Below are 19,710 nucleotides of genomic sequence, written 5' to 3'. Positions count from 1 at the left end.
GGGCGCTGACGGCGGGCGGACGGTCAGGCCGGCCAGGCGCCGGTGGCCAGGAAGCGGTCGATGGTGGCCAGGTGCGGGGCGAGATCGAGCCCCTGCCCCGTCACCCAGCCGTCCGCGTAGTACGTGTCGGCGTAGCGGTCGCCGGCGTCGCAGATCAGCGTGACCACCGACCCGGTCCGCCCGGCGGCGAGCATCTCGGCGATCAGCCCGAACGCGCCCCACAGGTTCGTGCCGGTGGACCCGCCGACCCGGCGGCCGAGCACCGCCGAACCGGCCCGCATGGCGGCCAGGGACGCGGCGTCCGGCACCTGGACCATCCGGTCCACCGCCGAGGGCACGAAGGACGCCTCCACGCAAGGCCGGCCGATCCCCTCGATCCGCGAGCCGCGGTTGGTGCGGATCGACCAGTCGCCGGCCTGCCAGGCGGGGTAGAACGCCGAGTTCTCCGGGTCGACCACGCAGAGCTTGGTGGGCAGTCGCCGGTAGCGGACGTACCGGCCGATGGTCGCGCTGGTGCCGCCGGTCCCGGCGCCCACCACGATCCAGACCGGTACGGGGTGCCGCTCCAGCGCGAGCTGCGAGTGGATCGACTCGGCGATGTTGTTGTTGCCCCGCCAGTCGGTGGCCCGCTCGGCGTAGGTGAACTGGTCCATGAAGTGGCCGCCGGAGTCCTCCGCCAGCCAGCGCGCCTCGATCACCACCTTCGCCGGGTCCTGGACCAGGTGGCAGCGCCCGCCCTGGAACTCGATCTTGGCGATCTTCTCCTGCGAGGTGGAGGCGGGCATCACGGCGATGAAGGGCAGCCCGAGCATCCGGGCGAAGTACGCCTCGGAGACCGCGGTCGAGCCCGAGGAGGCCTCCACGATGGTGGTCTCCGGGCCGATCCAACCGTTGCAGAGCCCGTAGAGGAAGAGCGACCGGGCCAGCCGGTGCTTGAGCGAGCCGGTCGGGTGCACCGACTCGTCCTTGAGATAGAGGTCGATTCCCCACTCCAGCGGCAGGGGGAAGGGCAGCAGGTGGGTGTCGGCGGACCGATTGGCGTCCGCCTCGACGATGGCGATCGCCTCGGTCACCCACCTCCGGGTGGCCTCGTCGCACCGGTCCAGATGAGTCACGTCGGCAACGTTACAAGCGAGGTCAACTCGCCCCCGTCCCGACTCGGCGACGCTGCCGGCGCTGCCCGACCCGGCCGGCGGCCCGGACCACTGGGGTCAGCGCGAGCGCCAGCCGGGGCAGCGCATCGAGGAGCCGGACCTGGGCGCCGCGCCAGCGCGGCAGGGTGACCACCGGCCGCGGACGGCGGGCCAGCCGGACGGCCCGGGCGGCCACCCGCTCCGGCGTCAGCAGCGACCCGGTGAAGGAGGCCAGGGCGCCGGGGTCGTCGAGCCGGTCGTGCAGCATCGGCGTCCAGATCCCGTCCGGGCAGAGGCACGACACATGTACGCCCCGAAGCCCGGCCATCCGCAGGTCGGCCAGGGTGCCGAGACTGAACGCGAGCAGCGCGTGCTTGCTCGCCGCGTAGACCGTCTCGCCGGGCGGGGCGACCAGTCCGGCCAGCGAGACGACGTTGAGCACGTGCCCGTGCCCCTGCGCCCGCATGATCTCCAGCGCGGCGAGCGTGCCGGTCATCGCGCCCAGCGCGTTCACCTCGACCACCCGCCGCCGGGTCGCCCCGTCGTGCTCCCAGGACGGCCCGGTGACCAGGATTCCGGCGTTGTTCACCCAGAGCCCGAGCCCGCCGGGCGCGCGCCGCGCAGCCTCGGCGGCCACCGCCGCGCAGCCGGCCTCGTCCCGTACGTCGAGCGGGCGGGACCAGCCGCCCAGTGGCGCCGCAGCGGCGGCCACCGCGTCGGCGTCCACATCGGTGAGCAGCACCGGCCATCCGTCGGCGTGCAGCGCTGCGGCGATCGCCCGGCCGAGCCCGCCGGCCGCTCCGGTGACCACGGCCGCTCCGGGCACTGGCGTCGTCATCGGCGCACCGTATCGCCGCGAGCCGGCCGGCGCCAGAGCAGCCGTTCGGACCGATTCCGTCGCGACCGGGCGGGCCCGGGTTCGCGGCGCGACCCGGGCGGACAGCCCGGCCCGGGGTCAGGAGGTGGGGAGCTCGATCGGCTGGGGGCGGTTCTCCCACTTGGTGGACAGGGCGATCCCGGTACGGGTGGAGGCCACCCCCGGGGTGCGGTTCAACCGCACGATCAACTGCTCCAGCTCGGCGATCGTGCCCACCCGCGCCTTCAGCAGGAACGACTCGACCCCGGCCATGAAGTAGCAGGACTCGATCTCGGGCATCTGCCGGAACGCCTCGAGCACGTCGTCGGTGTCCCCGCCGGAATCCTCGACGATGCCGATCAGCGCGGTGACCCCGAGCCCGATGGCCTCCGGCTCCACCTCGGCCCGGTACGCCCGGACGACGCCGCTCGATTCCAGCTTGCCGACCCGCTCGTGCACCGCCGGGGCGGAGAGACCGACCTGGCGGGCCAGCTCGGCGTAGGACAGGCGGGCGTTGCCCCGCAGCAGCTCAACAAGGCTCAGGTCGATCGCGTCCACGACCCCCGACCCTAGCCGCCCGGCCGTAACGTGCGGCATTCGGCATCCGTTGAACATGACAGCACGTATCTGTTCGCGGACTCGTCGTGAAGGGGGCCGGGCAGGCGTAATATTTCCTAACTTCCCACTCAGTGCGTTTTTCGCGTTTGGCGGACAGGCCATGTCGCTGGTGCTGTAATTGCCATACGTCCCTCATGACGGCTCTGGGCTCGCACCGGCCGGGGGCAGTGTGTTCAGCCGGGGGCTTCGTCGAACGCGAGGAGGGGGCTGTGGACACTGGAGATCGCCTGCTGACACCGGGTGAAGTTGCCGCCTTGTTTCGGGTTGACCCGAAGACTGTGACGAGATGGGCGGCGGCCGGCCGGATAGGCAGCATCCGGACTCCAGGCGGGCATCGCCGGTTTCGGGAATCCGAGGTGCGGGCCCTGCTTGAGGGGGAGGGCATGCTGGAGGAGGGGGAGGAGATGGGCAAGTCGCGCAACATGGGCCCGACTGCCTCGACCGGCCCCGGACCAGCCAACGCCGGCATGTACTGAGTGGTGTCTATCGGCACGCGGGCCGGCCCCAAGGCCCGGTCCGCGTCCCGTTGACCCGACAGGTCAGGAACGGTCGGCGGCCAGCTCGCCGGACCAGCGGCGGAAGAGCGTGTGCGGTACGCCGAGCGCGTCCAGCACCTTGCCGGCCACGAAGTCGACCAGTTGCTGCGCGGAGGCCGCCGCACCTGCGCCGTAGAAGCCCGGGCTGGCCGGCAGCACCACCGCACCGGCGTCGTGCAGCGCGATGAGGTGCTCCAGGTGGCTGCGGGTCACCGGGGTTTCCCGGGGCACCACCACGACCGGCCGCCGCTCCTTGAGGTTGACCTCGGCGGCCCGCTGCAACAGGTCCTTGGAAAGGCCGATCGCGATGCCTGCGCAGGCCGCGGTGCTGGCCGGGACCACCGCCATCCCGCGTACCGGATAGGAGCCGCTGCTCGGCCCGGCCGCCAGGTCGCCCGCGGACCAGTGCCGCAGGTCGGCGTCGGCCAACTCGCGACCCAGCCAGACTGCCAGGTCGTCGGCCCAGTGGCCGTCCCGGAAGGGCCGGCTGGTCTCGTCGAGGATGGTCAGCCGGGCGGCCCGGGAGACGATCAGGTCCACCGCCTCGCCGGCCTCGAGCAGCCCCCGGATCACGGCCGCCGCGTACGGCGTGCCGGAGGCCCCGGAGACGCCGACCACCCATGGTTCGCGCATACCGTCAAGCCTGCCTGGTCCCCGGGGCGGACGGGCGGGCACCCCCTTTGCGCCGGGTCCGAAAGGTCCGCATTGTCCCGGGACAACCCCGTTGTCCCGCCGGGCATCGACCGGCCGGCCGACCTGCCATGCTGCCGTCGGCGATCCACATCGGAAGGGATCGGTGATGACGGAGGCCGTGCTCCGATCGCTGCGGTCCGACTGCCCGATCCCGCCCCGGCTCTCCCCGTACGCGGATCCCGTGCAGGAGTGGCTGGTCGACCGCCTGTTCCAGCTCGGCCTGCCGCTGGACCCGGCCGCTCTGGACCGGCTGGCCCGGGCCGGCTTCGCCCGGTACGCCGGCCGGCTCTACGCGGACGCGACCGAGCCGGACCTGCGCGCGCTGGCCGCCCTGTTCACCTGGTTCTTCCTGGTCGACGACGCCTGCGACGGGCCGGGCCGGCTCACCCCGCCGCAGATCCGCGCGCTGCGGGACGGGGCGCTCGCCCTGCTCCGGGCAGGCCCGCGGGTCCGCCATCCCGGCTTTTCCGGGCCGCTGCGCCGCCTGCTGGTGCAGGCGTGGCGGGAGCCGCGACGGCGGATGCCGGCCCGCTGGCGGCTCCGGTTCGCCGACGCGGTCGGTCACCATCTCGACGGCGTCTGGCGCGAGGCGGTCGCCAGGGCCGCGGGCCGGGCGCCGGCGGTCGACGAGTACGTCGAGCTGCGGCGGGCCACCTCGGCGGCGTACGTGTCGTACCCGTTGATCGAGTTCGCGACGGGCCGGCCGCTGCCCGACCCGGTCTATCACCATCCCGCGCTGCGCCGGATCGCCGACCTCGGCAACGACCTGCTCTCCTGGTTCAACGACCTGGCCTCATTGGAGCGGGACCGGGCCACCGCCGGCGGCCACAACCTGGTGCTGGCGGTGGCCGCCGAGCGGGGCGTGCCGGTGCGGACCGCGGTGGAGTTGGTGGCCGAGCGCTGGCGGGCGGCGATGGGCCGGTTCGTGGCGCTCCGCGCGGCGGTGCCGTCGTTCGGCCCGGCGCTGGACGAGGCGGTCACCGCCCACCTCGACGGGATCGCCGACGCGGTCCGCGGCACCGTCGACTGGACGCTGGAGAGCCCCCGCTACCCCGTCGGTGAGCAGGGGCCCCTTGTTGACGCCTCCGCTGGAGCAGGGGCTCCCTCTTGACGACCACGCCGGCGGCTCAGGGGCGCAGGCCGAGGCGGATCACCAGGTCGAGCAGAGCGAAGACGAAGAGCGCGATGCCGACGAAGCCGTTGGCGGTGAAGAAGGCCCGGTTGACCCTGCTCAGATCGGTGGGGCTGACCACGAGGTGCTGGTAGCCGAAGGCGACCGCGGTGAGCGCGAGCCCGATCCACCAGAGCCAGCCGAAGCCGACCAACGCGCCGAACCAGATGAAGAGCGCGAAGGTCACCACGTGCGCGACGGTGGAGGTGTGCAGCGCGAAGCGCCGCCCGTAGCGGGCCGGCACGCTGTGCACGCCGATCTGCCGGTCGACGTCGGCGTCCTGGCAGGCGTAGATCAGGTCGAAGCCACCGATCCAGAGGCCCACCGCCGCGCCGAGCAGCCAGGCCGGCCAGGAGCCCTCGAGGGTGCCGGTGACCGCGAGCCAGGCGCCGACCGGGCCGACCGCCTGGGCGAGCGCCAGGATGGCGTGCGGCCAGTTGGTGAACCGCTTGCCGTACGGGTAGACGACCAGCGGGACCACGGCGAGCGGGGCGAGCGCCAGGCAGAGCGGGTTGAGCAGGGCGGCGGCGGCCAGGAAGACCACCAGGGCGACCGCCGCGCCGGTCCAGGCCGTGCGCAGGCTCACCGCCCCGGTGACCAGCTCCCGCCCGGCGGTACGCGGGTTCCGCGCGTCGATCCGCCGGTCGAGGATCCGGTTGGCGGCCATCGCGAACGTCCGCGCCCCGACCATCGCCACGGTGATCAGCAGCAGGTCCCCCCAGCGCACCCGGCCACCGTTGGCCTGCATCGCCGTCAACGCCGACAGGTACGCGAACGGCAACGCGAAGACCGAGTGCTCGATCGCGACCAGCTTGAGGAAGGACTTGACCCGGCCCGGGCGTTCGACCGGCTCCACGACGGCGGTCATCAGATCCCGTACTCCTTCCAGCGCTTGTCGACCAGCGAGACCACCTCGGGCGACATCGACATCTCCTCCGGCCAGCCCCGGGTGTAGCCCTCGCTCGGCAGCTTGCGGGTCGCGTCGATGCCCGCCTTACCGCCCCAGAACTGCTGGTACGACGCGTGGTCCAGGTGATCCACCGGGCCCTCGGTGAGCAGCAGATCCCGGGCGTAGTCGACGTTGCCGAAGGCGCGGAACGCCACCTCGTTGTAGTCGTGCACGTCGCAGTCCTCGTCGACGATCACGATCAGCTTGGTCAGCGACATCAGGTGCGCGCCCCAGATCGCGTTCATCACCTTCTGCGCGTGCTTCGGGTAGCGCTTGCGGATCGACACGATCGCGCAGTTGTGGAAGACCCCGGCGGCCGGCAGGTCGTAGTCGACGATGTCCGGGATCAGCAGCTTGAGCAGCGGCTGGAAGATCCGCTCGGTGGCCTTGCCCAGGCCGTGGTCCTCCTGCGGCGGCTTGGAGGTGACGATCGAGTGGTAGACCGGGTCGCGCTGCATGGTCATCGTCTCGACGTGCAGCACCGGGAACGGCTCGACCGGCGTGTAGAAGCCGGTGTGGTCGCCGAACGGCCCCTCGGGCAGCCGCTCGCCGGGCTCCAGGTAGCCCTCCAGCACCACCTGGGCGTGCGCCGGCACCTGCAGCGGCACGGTCAGGCAGTCGACCATCTCCACCCGCTCGCCGCGCAGGAAGCCGGCGAACAGGTACTCGTCGATGTCGCCGGGGAGCGGCGCGCTCGCCGCGTAGCTGACCACCGGGTCGCAGCCGATCGCGATCGCGACCGGCAGTCGCTGGCCGAGCCGCTCGGCGACGGCGTGGTGGGCGGTGGAGTCCTTGTGGATCTGCCAGTGCATGCCGAGGGTGTTGCGGCTGTGCTGCTGGAGCCGGTAGAGCCCGAGGTTGCGCTTGCCGGTCTCGGGGTGCTTGGTGTGGGTCAGCCCGAAGTTGTGGAAGATCCCGCCGTCGCCCGGCCAGACCTGGAGCCCGGGCAGCCGGTTCAGGTCGACGTCGTCCCCCTTGTACACCACCTGCTGGCAGGGCGCCGTCTTCACCTTGCGCGGCGGCACCGACTTGAGCTGCATGACCTTGCCGAGGCCCTCGCGGATGCCGGACCAGCCGACCGGCAGCTCCGGCTTGATCAGCGCGCCGATCCGCTGGCCGATCTCGTCCAGCGAGTCGACGCCCAGCGCCGTCGCCATCCGCTTCTCGGTGCCGAAGAGGTTGATCGCGACGGGCATCTCGCCCCGGGTCGGCCGCTCGAAGAGCAGCGCCGGGCCGCCCGCGCGGACGGTCCGGGTGACCACCTCGCTGATCTCCAGGGTGGGGTCGACCGGGACGCTCACCCGCCGCAGCTCGCCCTCGCGTTCCAGCGCCGCGAGGAAGTCCTTGAGATCGGTGTACGGGAAGCCACGAGCCGCCATGGCAGCCAGTCTCCCGCACCCCCGACTCGGCCGCCCACGCCGGGTGGCCGCCGCGCGTCGTGAGATGCGGCATGTCGCGGCGTTCCGGCGCTGGGACGCCGCACGATGCCGCATGCCGCGCACGGTCAGGCGGCCGGCTCCCAGGCGTACGCGACCAGGGGCGGGTCGAGCGGCGCGTCGGTGAGCCGGTTCGCGAAGGTCGAGATCGTGTACGTCCCGACGCCGAGCACCACGTCGAGGGCGTGCCGGGGCCGGAAGCCGGCGTCCAGGAAGGCGCTCAGCTCGTCGTCCGGCACCGCGCCCCGGTGGTCGAGCACGGCCAGGGTGAACCGGCGCACCGCCTCCAGCCGCGCATCGGGCAGCTCCTCCCCGGCCCGCAGCGCCTCGATCAGCTCCGGATCGGCGCCGTGCCAGGTCAGCGTGGCGGTGTGCATGGCCACGCAGATGTGGCACTCGTTGCGGGTGGCGACGGTCAGCACGACCACCTCCCGCTCGACCGGGTCGAGGTCGGTGGACTCGAAGGTGGCGTTGGCGGTGAGGAAGCCCTTGAGCAGCTCCGGGGACTCGGCCATCAGGGCGACCCCGGTGGGCAGGTGACCGAGCTTCCGGCGTACCCCGGTCATGGTCGGCCGGGCGGCGGCGGGCGCGGTGTCGGGAGTGTGGGCGGTGAAGACCGGTCGGGACATGGCGACCCTCTCGCATACGATAGTCAACGTGGTTGACCAGATAGTAAATGTGGTTGTCGAATATGCCAACACCTGACCGCCCCGGCTTCGCGCTGCCCCTGCTGCTGCTCGCGGGCTTCCGTACGCTCATCGACGACCTGCACGCCGAACTGGCCCGACAGGGGCACCCGGAGCTGCGGCCCGCGCACGGCTTCGTCCTCCAGGCGGTCGGCGTCGACGGCACCACCGCATCCGAGCTGGGTCAGCGGCTCGGCGTCTCGAAGCAGGCCGCCGGCAAGACGGTGGACCGCCTGGTCGCCCTCGGCTACCTGGAACGTGCGGACGACCCCGCCGACGCCCGCCGCAAGCTGGTCCGGATGACCGAGCGGGGCCTCGACGGTCTGCGCCGTTCGGCGGTCGTGTTCGACCAGCTGCGCGACCGCTGGGCGGCGACGCTCGGCGCCGATCGCGTCGCGGCGATGGAGGACGACCTGCGGACGGTCGCCGAGCCAAACTTCTTCCGCCTCGACGTCTCCGGTTGGCTCGGGCCCTGAGGACCGCTCCCGTCCCGGCGTGAACCCGGAACCCCGCTCACGGAGAGACAGGGTGTCAGATCACCAGCGGACAGGAGGTCCATCGTGAGTCAGCCCCGACAAGCCGCACCACTGTGCTGACGGTGGTGTCGGGCCGCGCCGTCAGCGACGCCACGGCCATCGCGGCGTCCCGCCGGGACGCCGAGGAGTTCGGCGTGCTCTACGACCGGTACGCGGCGCAGCTCTACCGGTACGCGTACCGGCGGGTCGGGCCGGAACTCGCCGAGGACGTCGTCGCCGACACCTTCCTCGCCGCGTTCCGCCGGCGCAGCTCGTACGACCTGGCGCGGACCGACGCCCGCCCCTGGTTCTTCGGCATCCTGACCAGGGAGATCGCCCGGCACCGGCGGGCCGAGGAGGCCCGGTGGCGGGCGCTCGGACGCGCCGGTGTCGACGACGTCGCGGAAGGCTTCGCCGACCGGGTCGCCGCGTCGGTCACCGCCCGCTCCACCCGCCGGCCGCTCGCCGAGGCGCTGCGGCGGCTCTCCCCCGGAGACCGGGACGTGCTGCTGCTAGTCGCGTGGAGCGACCTCAGCTACGAGGAGGTGGCCGAGACCCTCCAGATCAAGATCGGCACGGTGCGCTCCCGGCTGCACCGCGCCCGCCGCAAGCTGCGCGCCGCGCTCGGCGACAGCAACCCGACCGACATCACCGAGGTGGACCGATGAACGACCTGAAGACGCTGGACGATCTGGGCCGTACCCTCGACCCGCCCGGCCCCACCCCGCCGGCACGCCTGCGGCACCGGGTCCTCACCGAGGCGACCCGGCCCGCCCGCCGCACCGCCAGGTTCGCGCGCCCCCGGTTCGGCTGGCGGCTGGCGGCGGTCGGCGGGCTCGCCGCCGCGCTGACCGTCGGCGTGCTGGCCACCCAGGTGGTCTCCTTCGGGGAGCGGACCCCGGTGTCCACCGCGTCCGCCGCCGAGCGGATCCTCGCCAGCGCGGCCGCGCAGGCGAGACGTCAACCTGCCCGGCCCGTCCGCGCCGACCAGTTCATCTACGTCGAATCCCGCACCGTCACGATGAGCGTGCACGAGGGCGGTTCGGAACGGGTGACGATCAGCCCGGCCCACCGGCGGGTGTGGCTCTCCGTCGACGGCACTCGGGACGGGCTGCTGCGGGAGCAGGGCGACCCGGCCTCCGGCCGGGACAATCTGGTCCTGCCGGGGTGCCAGGACGGTACGAGCACCCAACGGAAGTACGGCAAGGCTGTGCAGGTCGAGTGCACGCCCACCCCGGGTTACCGCGCCGACCTGCCCACGGACGCCGACGGCATGTTGGCCTACCTGTATCGCGGCGCGGACGGGACGAAGAACCCGCGGGACCAGGAGGCGTTCACCGCCGCCGGCGACCTGATCCGGGAGGCGTACCTCTCGCCGGCGTCGCTGGCCGCCGTCTTCGAGGCGGTCGCCCGGATCCCCGGCGTAAGGGTGGTCGGTGACGTCACCGACGAGGCCGGGCGTGCCGGAGTCGCCCTCGCCCGGGACGACGTGCAGGGTGTCCGGGCCGAGCTCATCTTCGACCGGAAGACGTACGCGTTCCTCGGCGAGCACGAGGTGCTGACCCAGGAGGCGTACGGGCTCAAGGCCGGCACCTCGATCAACTCAACCGCCGTGCTGAAGGTGGCGGTGGTCGACCAGGCCGGCCAGCTTCCCTGACGGCCACCTCACCACCCGCCGGGCGGAGTCCTCCTGCCCGGCGGGTCGGCGTCTGCAGAGGCGGGCCGAAGACCTCAATTCGCGTAGAGCCGCGCGACATCGACCAAGACCGTGTCGGACAGTTCAGCCGCCGTTCGCCGCAGATCGTCGGTGAAGCCCTCCGCGCTCGCCAGCAGCAGCCGCGCCCCGGCGGCGTCCACACCGGGTCGCCGGAGCAATAGGCCACGCACCCGCCTCAGCCGGTCCAGATCCGGTACGCCCAGACGGCGCCCCCACTTCACCTCACCGATCGCGAGCAGCGGGCGCGGTCCGTCACCGAGCGGCGGCTCACCGAGCGCGACGAGATCCATCTCGTGACTGGTCCGACTGGACGGATCGGTCAGGATTGCCGCGCTGGCCTCTGCGACGATCCCGCCGAAGACATCGGGGTCGGCGAAACGGATAGCCCACTGCCGGACGATGTCCTCGAAGCGGGGACCGAGGACGGCGCTGAGGTACCGACGCTGCGACCTGCGCCAGACGTCCGCACCACGACGCTGTTCCAGCGCCGTCCAGGCGGGTCGCATGATGGCCTGATAGAAGGTGATGAGCGGTTCCGTGATCCGGTAGCTGCTGCGTCCGCTTCGCAGCGGATCCGGTTCTCGCAGCAACAGGCCGGCGTCCTCCAGCACGGTGAGCGGATGTTGCAGGTCGGTCGCCTTCCGCCCGATGTAACCGGCGATCCCCCCACGACTGGCGTTACCCTCCGCAACCGCCGCCAGCACAGAGTGGTAAAGCGCGACATCACGCAGGTCAGGGTCCTCTGCAAGCAGGTAGCGCGCTTCCCGGAACAACGGCCGCGCCGGGTTGAGTACCGTCCGCACGACCCAGCCGTCGAAGTCGTCCGGGCCGGTCGGCGCGTCGTCCTGAACGTATTCGCGCCGGTAGGCCGGCGTACCACCCACAATGGCGAACACCTTGATCGCCAGCGACGGATCCTCGATGCCCCAGAACGTTGCCGCGGCCCGGTAGTCCAGTGGCTGCACCGGCAGCTCCAGGCCGGCCCGCCCGCGCAACGGGGCGGAGCCGGCGAGCAGGCCACCCATGAAGGACAGGGCCGAGCCGCAGAGCAGCAAACGTGTTCGCGATTCCGTACGTTCCGGCCTGCCCGGCGTGAGCGCGTGCTGGATGATCGACGGGAGGTCCCGGGCGGCGCGCACCAGATAGGGGAACTCATCGATGACCACAGTCACGCGGCGCTCCCGCCCCAGGGCGAGCAGGGCATCGACCGCCGCGCTCCAGTCGGCCAACTGAACCGGCCCCGGCGCACCCGTGTAGGCGCCCAGCGCCTCGCCCAGCCGCCGGAGCGACTCGGTCGCCGTTGCCTCGGTGGCGCCGAAGTAGAACCCGCCGCTGGCCCGGGCCAGCTCGTAGAGCAACAACGTCTTGCCCTGTCGGCGGCGACCGCTGACGACCCCGAGGGTCGCGCCCGGACGGTCGTCGGCTGCGAAGCGGGCAAGCTCGGCCCACTCGAGCTCCCGGTCGAAGATCCCCTTCGGCTTCGCGAGTTGGGTCACCTGCCACCACATTTCGTAGAACCACAGTTATTAGAAGTGTAGTCCTACGTTTTGCAGTGCGGAGCACGACACGAACGGCTCGTGCCGAGACGATACGGGGATGAGTGACGCGTACGTGGTGGGCGACCCCGACGGGCTCTCCCCGCTCCAAGCGGAGATCCGGGACGCGGTCGCAAAGGAGCTGCACGCCCAGTTGGCCATGCGAGCCGACCGACTCGACCTGGCCGACCTGCCCGAGGTGGCGTATCAGATCACCCTGCGCGTCGACGGCATCCTGAGCCGGCGACCACCGCGAAGGGGGACCACCCGCGTCAGCACCTCCCCTTAGGATCGGCGCGCCGACCGAACCGGTCGGTCCCCCCGTTCCCCAAGGAGTTCGATGAGACCGTTGCGCGTCCCTCGCGCGACCCGGCTCGGTGCGGCCACGCTGGCCGCGCTCACCACGGTCGCCGCCCTGCCCGCCCCCGCCTCGGCCGACACCGGCCCCGGCTGGGTCAGCGGCTGGCTCGGCGACACCACCATCGGCGCGTCGGGAGCACCCGGCCGCACCGCCCTGTTCAACCTCAGCAGCAGCGCCGACGCGGTCAGTCCGCGGGCGACCTTCGACGTGGCCGGCCTCGCCGGCGTCGCCACCGCGACCTTCCCGGACTGGTGCGTCACCGGCGCGAGCACCGTCACCTGCCCGATGCCGCCGGACGCCACACAGGACGAATGGGGCATCAACGGGAACGTGCCGATCGTCCTCCGCGCGCTGCCCGGCGCGGCTGACGGCGCCAGCGGCACTATCGGCTACACCCCGCTGGCCGACGGCCTCGACGCCTGGGCGCAGCAGGCCACCGTGACGGTGCACGCCGGGCCGGACGCCATCGACCTGGTCGACGAGTACATCGACGGTGCCGACACCGGCGACCGGCTGGCCATGCCGGTGGCGGTGCTCAGCGCCGGCGACCAGCCGGTCGACGACCTGCGGATCACCTTCCGCTTCCCGGTCGGCCTGGAGCCCGCCGCCTACCGCAACTGCCAGTACGGTGCCAGAGATCAGCTCAGCACGATCGTGGTCTGCAAGGTCGGCGGCTTGCTCGCGCCGGGCGCCCGCTACGAGGTGCCGGGCGGGTTCGCCACGACCGTCGGCCCGGCGGCGGTCGGCGACAAGCGGATCGTGCAGAGCGTGGCGCCCGCCGACAGCGCCGGGCCGCTCCCCGAGGGCGTGACGTTCAGCCGGCGCGACGCCGACCAGTCGCTGCGACTGCGCCAGGCCGCCGAGCCGGTGGACGTGATCGGCCCCGACCACCAGTACGCGTCCGGCCAGTACTACCTGCGCGACATCCACGGCGCCTTCGACGTCGTGGCCCTCGGCGCGTCCGCCACGGGTGCGGTCGGCGACACCGTCCGGGTCCAGGTCGGCCTGCGCAACGACGGTCCGGGAGTGCCGGACGGCACCATCTCCGGCGACAACGCCGCCCGCTTCGTCTTCACCCCGCCCGCTGGGACCACGGTCACCGGCAGTCCGGCCGGTTGCTGGCTGTGGGGCGACGAGGAGAGCGACGAGGTCTCGACGACCTGGTACTGCCCGAAGCCGGGTGGGGTCTTCGCGGCCGGCGAGACCTTCCTGGTCGCCTTCGACCTGCGGATCGACGGACCGACCGGTGCACCCGGCGAGGTCCGCCTTCAGAGCCCCTACCCGCGCACCGACGACAACCCGGCGAACGACATTGCCCCGGTGACCGTCGGCTGACCCTGAAACGACGCGACCGCCGGAAGCCTCCGGGCTTCCGGCGGTCGGTGCTTCAGGGGTCAGCTGATGCCGGCGTACGAGTGCAGGCCGGTGAAGAAGAAGTTCACCCCGAACAGGTTCATCAGCATGGTGAGGAAGCCGAGCACGGAGATCCAGGTGGCCACGTTGCGCTTGACGCTCGGGGTGGCCCGGGCGTGCAGGTAGCCCGCGTACACCACCCAGGAGATGAACGCCCACGTCTCCTTCGGGTCCCAGCCCCAGGCCCGGCCCCAGGCCGCCTCGGCCCAGATCGCCCCGGCGATCACCGCGAACGTGAAGATCGGGAAGGCGAAGGCGTGCAGCGCGAAGGTCAGCCGCTCCAGGCCGGCCGCCGCCGGCAGCCGGCGGGCCAGCGTGTACGGGAAGCTGCGCCGGCCCTGCTCCCAGCCGGCCCGCATCAGGTACGCCACCGCCGGCACCACGCCCAGCAGGAAGATGCCCGAGGCGAAGACGATCGTCGACACGTGGATGACGAACCAGTACGACTGCAGCGCCGGCATCAGCGGCGTCACCTGCACGTAGAGCTTCAGCTCGGCGAAGGCCAGCAGCAGCACCATCACCAGGGTCAGGAAGAGCCCGAGCCGGCGCAGCGAGGGGCGCTGCCAGAGCACCGCCAGCCAGGCCGCGGTCCCGATGAAGGTGACCGTCAGCACGAACTCGTACATGTTGCCCCAGGGCATCCGCTCGGCGGCGCCGCCTCGGGTGACCAGCGCGCCGAGGTGCAGCGCGGCGGCCAGCACGGTGACCCAGGCGGCGATCGCCCCGGCCAGCCGGGCGCGCTCCGCCGACCGGCTCCGCCGGGCCGCGCCGGTGGCCGGCGTGGCGGGGGCGTCGATCGTCCCACCGGCGGCGCCGACCCCCGCGCCGACCAGTTCCCGGGCCGGTGCCGCCTGCGCGGACACCGCGCGGGCGTTGCCCAGCGCGTACTCGACGGCGTGGCCGATCATCGCGACCAGGTACGCCAGGATCGCGAACGTGACCAGCTGGTCGGAGAGTGCGGACATCACTCGACTCCTTCTCGCGCCGGCCTGTCGGCCCGCCCGTCGTCGCTCACCGCGGCGACGAGCTGCGCGAACTCGTCGGCGAACCCTGGATGCTCGGTGCGCGGCAGCCCACCGGCCTCCACCAAGCTACTACCGCTCGTCGGAGATCCGCCGTCCGGGTCCGGGGCGGTCACCCGGAACCAGACCCGTCGCCGCCGGACGAAGAGCGAGCCCATCAGTCCGGCCAGCAGCACCACGCAGGCGCCGAGCATCAGCGTCTGCCCGGGGGCGTACCGGACCGAGAGCGTGACGTACGGCTTCGTGCCGAGGAACTCCAGGGTGCTGCCGTCGTCCAGTGTCCATTTCTCGCCGACCCCGAGCTTCTTGTCGCCGACCTGCTTGAGCTTGCCGTTGGCCACCTGGCGCTGGTCCAGCTTGTAGACCGAGCCGGGGATGCCGGCATCCATCCCCAGGTTGCCCCGGTACGCCACCAGCACCACCGCCGGGTTCCGCTCGGTGGGGAACCTGGACGACACGAAGGGCGGGGTGTCCGGCGCGGTCGGCAGGTAGAGCCCGTCGAAGGCCACCTGCTGGTCGGACTCGCGCTTGCCGGTCTTCGGGTCGACGTTGGCGTCCGGGAAGGCGGCCACGCCCTCGCTGGTGAGGTTCGTGTCGCCGGTGGTCAGGAACGGCACCGTGCTGGTCTGGGTGCGGCCGTACCGGTCGGTGTACTTCAGGATCGGGGCGTACCCGTGGCCGAGCAGGTAGACGTTGGCGGAGCCGAGCCGCAGCGGAGAGTTGACCGAGAAGCCGGCGGTCCGCTTCGACCCGTCCGGCTCGTCCACCGTCACCGTGGCCCAGAAGCTGGCCGGCTGCCCGGACGGGAGGAACCGGGCGTCGAAGTCGTCCAGGGTGAGGCAGAACGGCGGCAGGTCGGCGCTGTCGACGCGCGGGCCGAGCGCGGCCTCGCTGTACTGCTGACGGGTGTTGCAGAAGGCGTTCTCCTCGCCCGCCACCAGCAGCCGGTTGCCGTGCCAGCCGTACCAGGAGCCGAGCGCGACCCCGAGCAGGACGGCGACCAGCGAGGTGTGGAAGAGCAGGTTGCCGGTCTCCTTGAGGTAGCCCTTCTCGGCGGAGACCTCGTTGCCGCGTACCTCGACCCGCCAGCGGCGGCGGCGCAGCACCGCGGCGATCGCCGCCGGGTCGGCGGCGGCGGGGGCCTCCAGCACCGCGTGCTGTGGCAGCCGGTCCAGCCGCCTGGGCGCGGCCGGCGGGCGGGAGCGCAGCGTCCGGAGGTGGTCGCGCATCCGGGGCAGGATGCAGCCGACCAGCGAGGTGAAGAGCAGCAGGTAGATCGCGGAGAACCAGACCGAACCGAAGACCTCGAACATCCCGATCCGATCCAGCCGCGGGGCCAGGTCGGGATGGTCGACGAAGTACTGGTTGACCTTCTCCGGGTTGACGCCGCGCTGCGGCAGCACGGAGCCGGGGATGGCGCCGACCGCGAGCAGGAAGAGCAGGATCAGCGCGGTACGCATGCTGGTGAGCTGGCGCCACGAGTTGCGCAGCAGGGCCAGCACCGGGTTGACCCGGCGCCGGGGCGCCCCGGCGGGCGGAGCGGCCGGCCGGTCGTCCACGGTCGTCATCAGATGCTCACCTCGCCCACGCCCACGGTCGTCTGCAGCCAGATCACGAAGTTCTGCCACCCGCCGGTGACCAGCGCCAGGCCGATCATGATGAGCAGGGCGCCGCCGATCCGGGTTACCCAGCGGCTGTTGCGCCGGACGGCGCGGAAGACCCCGAGCAGGCGGTGGAAGCCCAGCCCGAAGACGACGAACGGTACCCCCAGCCCGAGGCAGTACGCCACGGCCAGCACCACCGCCCGGTCGGTCCGACCGCCGGCCGCGGCCATGCCGAGCACCGCGCCGAGCGTCGGGCCGGTGCACGGCAGCCAGCTGAGCGCGAAGACCGCGCCGAGGACCGGCGCGCCGAGCAGCCCGGCGGCGGGCAGCCGGTGGATCCGGAGTTCGCGCTGCATCCCGGGGACCACGCCGAGGTAGCCCAGCCCGAGCACCACGACCAGCGCGCCGATGACGATCTCCAGCGTCCGCTCGTGCTCGAAGAAGATCCGGCCGAACCCCGCGAAGAGGATCGCGGTGGAGGTGAAGACCAGGGTGAAGCCGGCGATGAAGAGCAGCGTCCCGGCCAGCACCCGCCCCTTGACCGCGGCCGTCGGCCGGCTGACGACGACGCCCGTCGCGACGGTCACCCCACCGCCGGTCGGCGCCTCGGCCGCGCCGCCGGCCGTGCGGTCGCTTCCGGCCCCGCCCGCGCCGTCGCCGGCCGGGCGCGCCTCGGTCCGCGCGCGCCCCTCCAGGTCGGCCCCGGCCAGGCCGGTCACGTACGACAGGTAGCCCGGCATCAGCGGCAGCACGCACGGGGAGAGGAAGCTGACCAGGCCGGCGAGCGCCGCCGCGCCGATGGCCAGCAGCAGCGGCCCGGACTCGGCGACCTGGCGGAACGTCTCGCCCATCAGCGGGACCCGGACGCCGGCTGCTCCGCGGCGATCCGCTCGACGATCGGCTGCAGGCCGTCCTGCTTCACCGCGGCCCGGACAACCGTGGCGATCCGGCCGTCCCGGTCCAGCACGACGGTGGCCGGGATCGTGTTCGGCGGGATGTCCAGGGCCAGCGCCAGCCGGCTCGCCGGGTCGAAGAGGCTCGGGTAGGTGACCCGGCCCTCCTCGAACGCGACCGCCTTGTCCTTGCTGTCCTGGACGTTGACGCCGAGGAAGGTCACCCCTGAGCCCTTGGTGGCCTGGTAGGTCGCCTCCAGGTCGTCCGCCTCGGCCCGGCAGGGCGCGCACCAGGAGCCCCAGAAGTTGAGCACGACCACCTGGCCGCGGGCCTGCGAGACGTCGTAGTTGCCGCCGGTGAGCAGCTCACCGGCGATCTTCGGAGCCGCCGAGCGCTGGTCCGGGGCGCACTCGATGATGCCGCCGTTGTTGGCGCACCGGCTCTCCTCGCTCCCGGAGGAGCAGCCGACCAGCGCGGTCACGGCGGTGACGGCGGCGAGCAGCGCGGCGATCGGCCTCCGGGACGGCATCAGGCCCCCTTGGCCGTCCGGGCGGTCGGCGAGATCGCGACGAGGTGCGCGGCCGGCTCGCTGTACCCGATGCCGACGACCTTGGCCCCATCGAAGTGGAACGAGGTGAGGCTGGCCAGCCCGCACTGCCGCTTGCGCGGGTCGTGCCAGAGCCGCTTGCGCTCGACGTACCGCCGCAGGGTCCAGATCGGGAGCTGATGGGAGACCAGCACGGCCTCCCGTCCCTCGGCGGCGACCCGGGCGGCGTGCAGGGCGGCGAACATCCGCTCCGCGATCGCCCGGTACGCCTCGCCCCAGGACGGGGTCACCGGGTCGCGGAGCACCCACCAGTTGCGCGGGTCGCGGAACGAGCCGTCGCCCGGGGAGACCCGCTTGCCCTCGAACCAGTTGGCGCTCTCGATCAGCCGCTCGTCCACCCCGACCGGCAGGCCGAACTGCGCGGCGATCGGCTCGCCGGTCTGCTGGGCACGCTCCAGCGGGCTGGCCACCACGTGCACGACGTTCCGCTCGGCGAGCGCCTGCGCGGCCGCCTTGGCCATCTGCACGCCCAGCTCGGAGAGGCGGAAGCCGGGCAGCCGGCCGTAGAGGATCTTGTCCGGGTTGTACACCTCACCGTGCCGCAGCACGTGCACGACCGTCTCGCTCACGATCCCTGCCCCCCGTGACCCGCCGCTGCCGCCGCCGTCGCCGCGCCCGGCAGGGCGGCGGCGATCTGCTCCAGGGCGGCGTCGTCCAGCGCCGCCGACACGAACCACGCCTCGAACGCGCTCGGCGGCAGGTAGACGCCGGCGGCGAGCATCGCGTGGAAGAACGCCTTGAACGCGGGCACCTGCTGGGTGCGCGCGCTGTCGTAGTCGAGCACGTCGGCGTCGGTGAAGAAGATCGAGAACATGTTGCCCGCGTACGACAGCAGGTGCGGGACGCCCGCGGCCGCCAACGCGTCGGCGGCGAGCTTGCCCACGACGGCGGCCGTCTCGTCGAGCTTGCGGTAGAGCGCGTCGTCGGCGAGCCGCAGCGTGGCCAGGCCGGCGGCGCAGGCCAGCGGATTACCGGAGAGGGTGCCGGCCTGGTAGACCGGGCCGGCCGGGGCGAGCTTCGCCATGATCTCCGCGCGCCCGCCGAAGGCGGCGGCGGGCAGGCCACCGCCCATGACCTTCCCGTACGTCCACAGGTCGGCGTCGCAGGCGTCGAGGCCGTGCCAGCCGGCGCGGGAGACCCGGAACCCGGTCATCACCTCGTCGACGATCAGCAGCGCGCCGTGCGCGTGCGCGATCCGGGCGAGCTGCTGGTTGAAGCCGTCGCGCGGGGCGACCACGCCCATGTTGCCGGCGGCCGCCTCGGTGATCACCGCGGCGATGTGCCGACCCTCGGCCGCGAAGGCCTCCTCGACGGCCCGGACGTCGTTGTACGGCAGCACGATGGTGTCGCTCGCCGCCGCGCCGGTCACCCCGGGGGAATCGGGCAGGCCGAAGGTGGCGACGCCGGAGCCCGCCGCGGCGAGCAGGCCGTCGGAGTGGCCGTGGTAGCAGCCGGAGAACTTGATGATCTTGGCGCGACCGGTGTAGCCCCGGGCCAGCCGGATGGCTGACATGGTCGCCTCGGTGCCGGAGTTGACCAGCCGGACCTGCTCGACCGGAGTGCGGTCGACGATCTCGGCGGCCAGCTCGACCTCACCGGGGGTCGGGGTACCGAAGCTGGTGCCGTGCGCGGCGGCGGACTGCACCGCCTCGACCACCGCGGGGTGGGCGTGGCCGAGGATCAGCGGGCCCCAGGAGCAGAGCAGGTCGACGTAGCGCCGGCCGTCGGCGTCGAAGAGCCACGGACCCTCCCCCCGGACCATGAAGCGGGGGGTGCCGCCCACGGCGCGGAACGCGCGCACGGGGGAGTTCACCCCGCCGGGCACGAGGGCCTTGGCGCGGTCGAACAGGGCCTCGGAGGCCGGCGCGTCGGCCGGGTAGCGGCCGGATCCGGCGGAAAAGTTATCGGTCACGATGCCGCCATTGTGTCAGCGCCGGACGGCGAATCGGCACCCACCCCGCAGC

Annotated in this window: 21 protein-coding genes; 7 read left to right on the top strand and 14 right to left on the bottom strand. The window is 72.7% G+C overall.

Annotated elements, in window-relative coordinates; translation table 11 throughout:
* Nucleotides 1–23: 23 nt before the first annotated feature.
* The 3 genes from cds1 to GA0070624_RS05900 all read right to left on the bottom strand — a co-directional run bounded on the left by cds1 (nt 24) and on the right by GA0070624_RS05900 (nt 2,547).
* A complete protein-coding gene (cds1, locus tag GA0070624_RS05910; protein WP_091337349.1) occupies nt 24–1,115 on the bottom strand; it encodes an L-cysteine desulfhydrase Cds1 in 1,092 nt (363 codons plus the stop codon).
* 22 nt (nt 1,116–1,137) lie between these two features.
* A complete protein-coding gene (locus tag GA0070624_RS05905) occupies nt 1,138–1,971 on the bottom strand; it encodes an SDR family NAD(P)-dependent oxidoreductase (protein WP_091337347.1) in 834 nt (277 codons plus the stop codon).
* A 117-nt stretch (nt 1,972–2,088) separates the two neighbouring features.
* A complete protein-coding gene (locus GA0070624_RS05900) occupies nt 2,089–2,547 on the bottom strand; it encodes an Lrp/AsnC family transcriptional regulator (RefSeq protein ID WP_091337345.1) in 459 nt (152 codons plus the stop codon).
* A gap of 269 nt (nt 2,548–2,816) precedes the next feature.
* Here GA0070624_RS05900 and GA0070624_RS05895 point away from each other — a divergent pair, with 269 nt between their 5' ends.
* Nucleotides 2,817–3,083, top strand: coding sequence for a BldC family transcriptional regulator (locus GA0070624_RS05895; RefSeq protein ID WP_091337343.1), 267 nt, complete (start codon nt 2,817–2,819; stop codon nt 3,081–3,083).
* A gap of 63 nt (nt 3,084–3,146) precedes the next feature.
* Here the strand turns inward: GA0070624_RS05895 and GA0070624_RS05890 are convergent, their stop codons facing one another.
* Entirely contained in the window at nt 3,147–3,776 is a 630-nt protein-coding gene (locus GA0070624_RS05890) for a UbiX family flavin prenyltransferase (RefSeq protein ID WP_091337341.1), read from the bottom strand.
* A gap of 166 nt (nt 3,777–3,942) precedes the next feature.
* On the opposite strand from GA0070624_RS05890, the gene GA0070624_RS05885 reads away from it, so the two are divergent.
* Nucleotides 3,943–4,947 carry a terpene synthase family protein gene (locus GA0070624_RS05885; protein ID WP_091337339.1) on the top strand — a complete coding sequence of 335 codons (1,005 nt, stop codon included), beginning with the start codon at nt 3,943–3,945 and terminating at the stop codon, nt 4,945–4,947.
* Nucleotides 4,948–4,963: 16 nt separating this feature from the next.
* Here GA0070624_RS05885 and mqnP read toward each other — a convergent pair whose 3' ends face one another.
* The 3 genes from mqnP to GA0070624_RS05870 form a co-directional block, all read right to left on the bottom strand.
* Nucleotides 4,964–5,875: a menaquinone biosynthesis prenyltransferase MqnP gene (gene mqnP, locus GA0070624_RS05880; RefSeq protein ID WP_091337337.1), complete on the bottom strand. Its 912-nt coding sequence runs from the start codon at nt 5,873–5,875 to the stop codon at nt 4,964–4,966.
* Nucleotides 5,875–7,335 (bottom strand): menaquinone biosynthesis decarboxylase, encoded by a 1,461-nt coding sequence (locus GA0070624_RS05875; protein WP_091337336.1) that lies wholly within the window; start codon nt 7,333–7,335, stop codon nt 5,875–5,877. The genes mqnP and GA0070624_RS05875 overlap by 1 nt, the downstream gene beginning before the upstream one ends.
* A gap of 125 nt (nt 7,336–7,460) precedes the next feature.
* On the bottom strand, nt 7,461–8,021 hold the full coding sequence (locus tag GA0070624_RS05870; RefSeq protein ID WP_091337334.1) for a carboxymuconolactone decarboxylase family protein: 561 nt from the start codon (nt 8,019–8,021) through the stop codon (nt 7,461–7,463).
* A 62-nt stretch (nt 8,022–8,083) separates the two neighbouring features.
* On the opposite strand from GA0070624_RS05870, the gene GA0070624_RS05865 reads away from it, so the two are divergent.
* From GA0070624_RS05865 to GA0070624_RS05855, 3 genes are all read left to right on the top strand, one after another.
* Nucleotides 8,084–8,554 (top strand): MarR family winged helix-turn-helix transcriptional regulator, encoded by a 471-nt coding sequence (locus GA0070624_RS05865; RefSeq protein WP_091337332.1) that lies wholly within the window; start codon nt 8,084–8,086, stop codon nt 8,552–8,554.
* Nucleotides 8,555–8,679: 125 nt separating this feature from the next.
* Complete coding sequence (locus tag GA0070624_RS05860) at nt 8,680–9,261, top strand: RNA polymerase sigma factor (protein ID WP_245718673.1); 582 nt, start codon at nt 8,680–8,682, stop codon at nt 9,259–9,261.
* Nucleotides 9,258–10,250, top strand: a complete 993-nt coding sequence (locus GA0070624_RS05855) for a CU044_5270 family protein (RefSeq protein WP_091337328.1) — start codon at nt 9,258–9,260, stop codon at nt 10,248–10,250. Before GA0070624_RS05860 ends, GA0070624_RS05855 begins: the two co-directional genes overlap by 4 nt.
* 74 nt (nt 10,251–10,324) lie before the next feature.
* On the opposite strand, the gene GA0070624_RS05850 is transcribed toward GA0070624_RS05855, so the two are convergent.
* The gene (locus GA0070624_RS05850; protein WP_245718672.1) at nt 10,325–11,806 is read right to left on the bottom strand and encodes an AAA family ATPase; all 1,482 of its coding nucleotides are present in this window, start codon (nt 11,804–11,806) and stop codon (nt 10,325–10,327) included.
* Between the two features lie 100 nt (nt 11,807–11,906).
* On the opposite strand from GA0070624_RS05850, the gene GA0070624_RS05845 reads away from it, so the two are divergent.
* Both GA0070624_RS05845 and GA0070624_RS05840 read left to right on the top strand, forming a co-directional pair.
* Complete coding sequence (locus tag GA0070624_RS05845; protein ID WP_091337324.1) at nt 11,907–12,134, top strand: hypothetical protein; 228 nt, start codon at nt 11,907–11,909, stop codon at nt 12,132–12,134.
* A 51-nt stretch (nt 12,135–12,185) separates the two neighbouring features.
* Nucleotides 12,186–13,541, top strand: a complete 1,356-nt coding sequence (locus GA0070624_RS05840; protein ID WP_091337322.1) for a hypothetical protein — start codon at nt 12,186–12,188, stop codon at nt 13,539–13,541.
* A 59-nt stretch (nt 13,542–13,600) separates the two neighbouring features.
* Here the strand turns inward: GA0070624_RS05840 and ccsB are convergent, their stop codons facing one another.
* Genes ccsB through hemL form a run of 6 tightly spaced genes read right to left on the bottom strand, consistent with a single transcriptional unit; the run spans nt 13,601 to nt 19,658 of the window.
* Nucleotides 13,601–14,584, bottom strand: a complete 984-nt coding sequence (gene ccsB, locus GA0070624_RS05835; protein WP_091337321.1) for a c-type cytochrome biogenesis protein CcsB — start codon at nt 14,582–14,584, stop codon at nt 13,601–13,603.
* Nucleotides 14,584–16,209, bottom strand: coding sequence for a cytochrome c biogenesis protein ResB (resB, locus tag GA0070624_RS05830; RefSeq protein ID WP_091337319.1), 1,626 nt, complete (start codon nt 16,207–16,209; stop codon nt 14,584–14,586). Before resB ends, ccsB begins: the two co-directional genes overlap by 1 nt.
* Nucleotides 16,209–17,096: a cytochrome c biogenesis CcdA family protein gene (locus tag GA0070624_RS05825; RefSeq protein WP_091337317.1), complete on the bottom strand. Its 888-nt coding sequence runs from the start codon at nt 17,094–17,096 to the stop codon at nt 16,209–16,211. The genes resB and GA0070624_RS05825 overlap by 1 nt, the downstream gene beginning before the upstream one ends.
* Nucleotides 17,096–17,668 carry a TlpA family protein disulfide reductase gene (locus GA0070624_RS05820; protein ID WP_091337315.1) on the bottom strand — a complete coding sequence of 191 codons (573 nt, stop codon included), beginning with the start codon at nt 17,666–17,668 and terminating at the stop codon, nt 17,096–17,098. The genes GA0070624_RS05825 and GA0070624_RS05820 overlap by 1 nt, the downstream gene beginning before the upstream one ends.
* Nucleotides 17,668–18,315 carry a histidine phosphatase family protein gene (locus GA0070624_RS05815; RefSeq protein WP_091337313.1) on the bottom strand — a complete coding sequence of 216 codons (648 nt, stop codon included), beginning with the start codon at nt 18,313–18,315 and terminating at the stop codon, nt 17,668–17,670. Before GA0070624_RS05815 ends, GA0070624_RS05820 begins: the two co-directional genes overlap by 1 nt.
* A complete protein-coding gene (hemL, locus tag GA0070624_RS05810) occupies nt 18,312–19,658 on the bottom strand; it encodes a glutamate-1-semialdehyde 2,1-aminomutase (protein ID WP_091337311.1) in 1,347 nt (448 codons plus the stop codon). The genes GA0070624_RS05815 and hemL overlap by 4 nt, the downstream gene beginning before the upstream one ends.
* Between the last annotated feature and the right edge of the window lie 52 nt (nt 19,659–19,710).

The sequence above is a fragment of the Micromonospora rhizosphaerae genome (genome assembly GCF_900091465.1).
GTDB classification, from domain to species: domain Bacteria; phylum Actinomycetota; class Actinomycetes; order Mycobacteriales; family Micromonosporaceae; genus Micromonospora; species Micromonospora rhizosphaerae.
The sequence above is the reverse complement of the archived record's forward strand: the minus strand, read 5'-3'. Positions and strand labels throughout refer to the sequence as shown.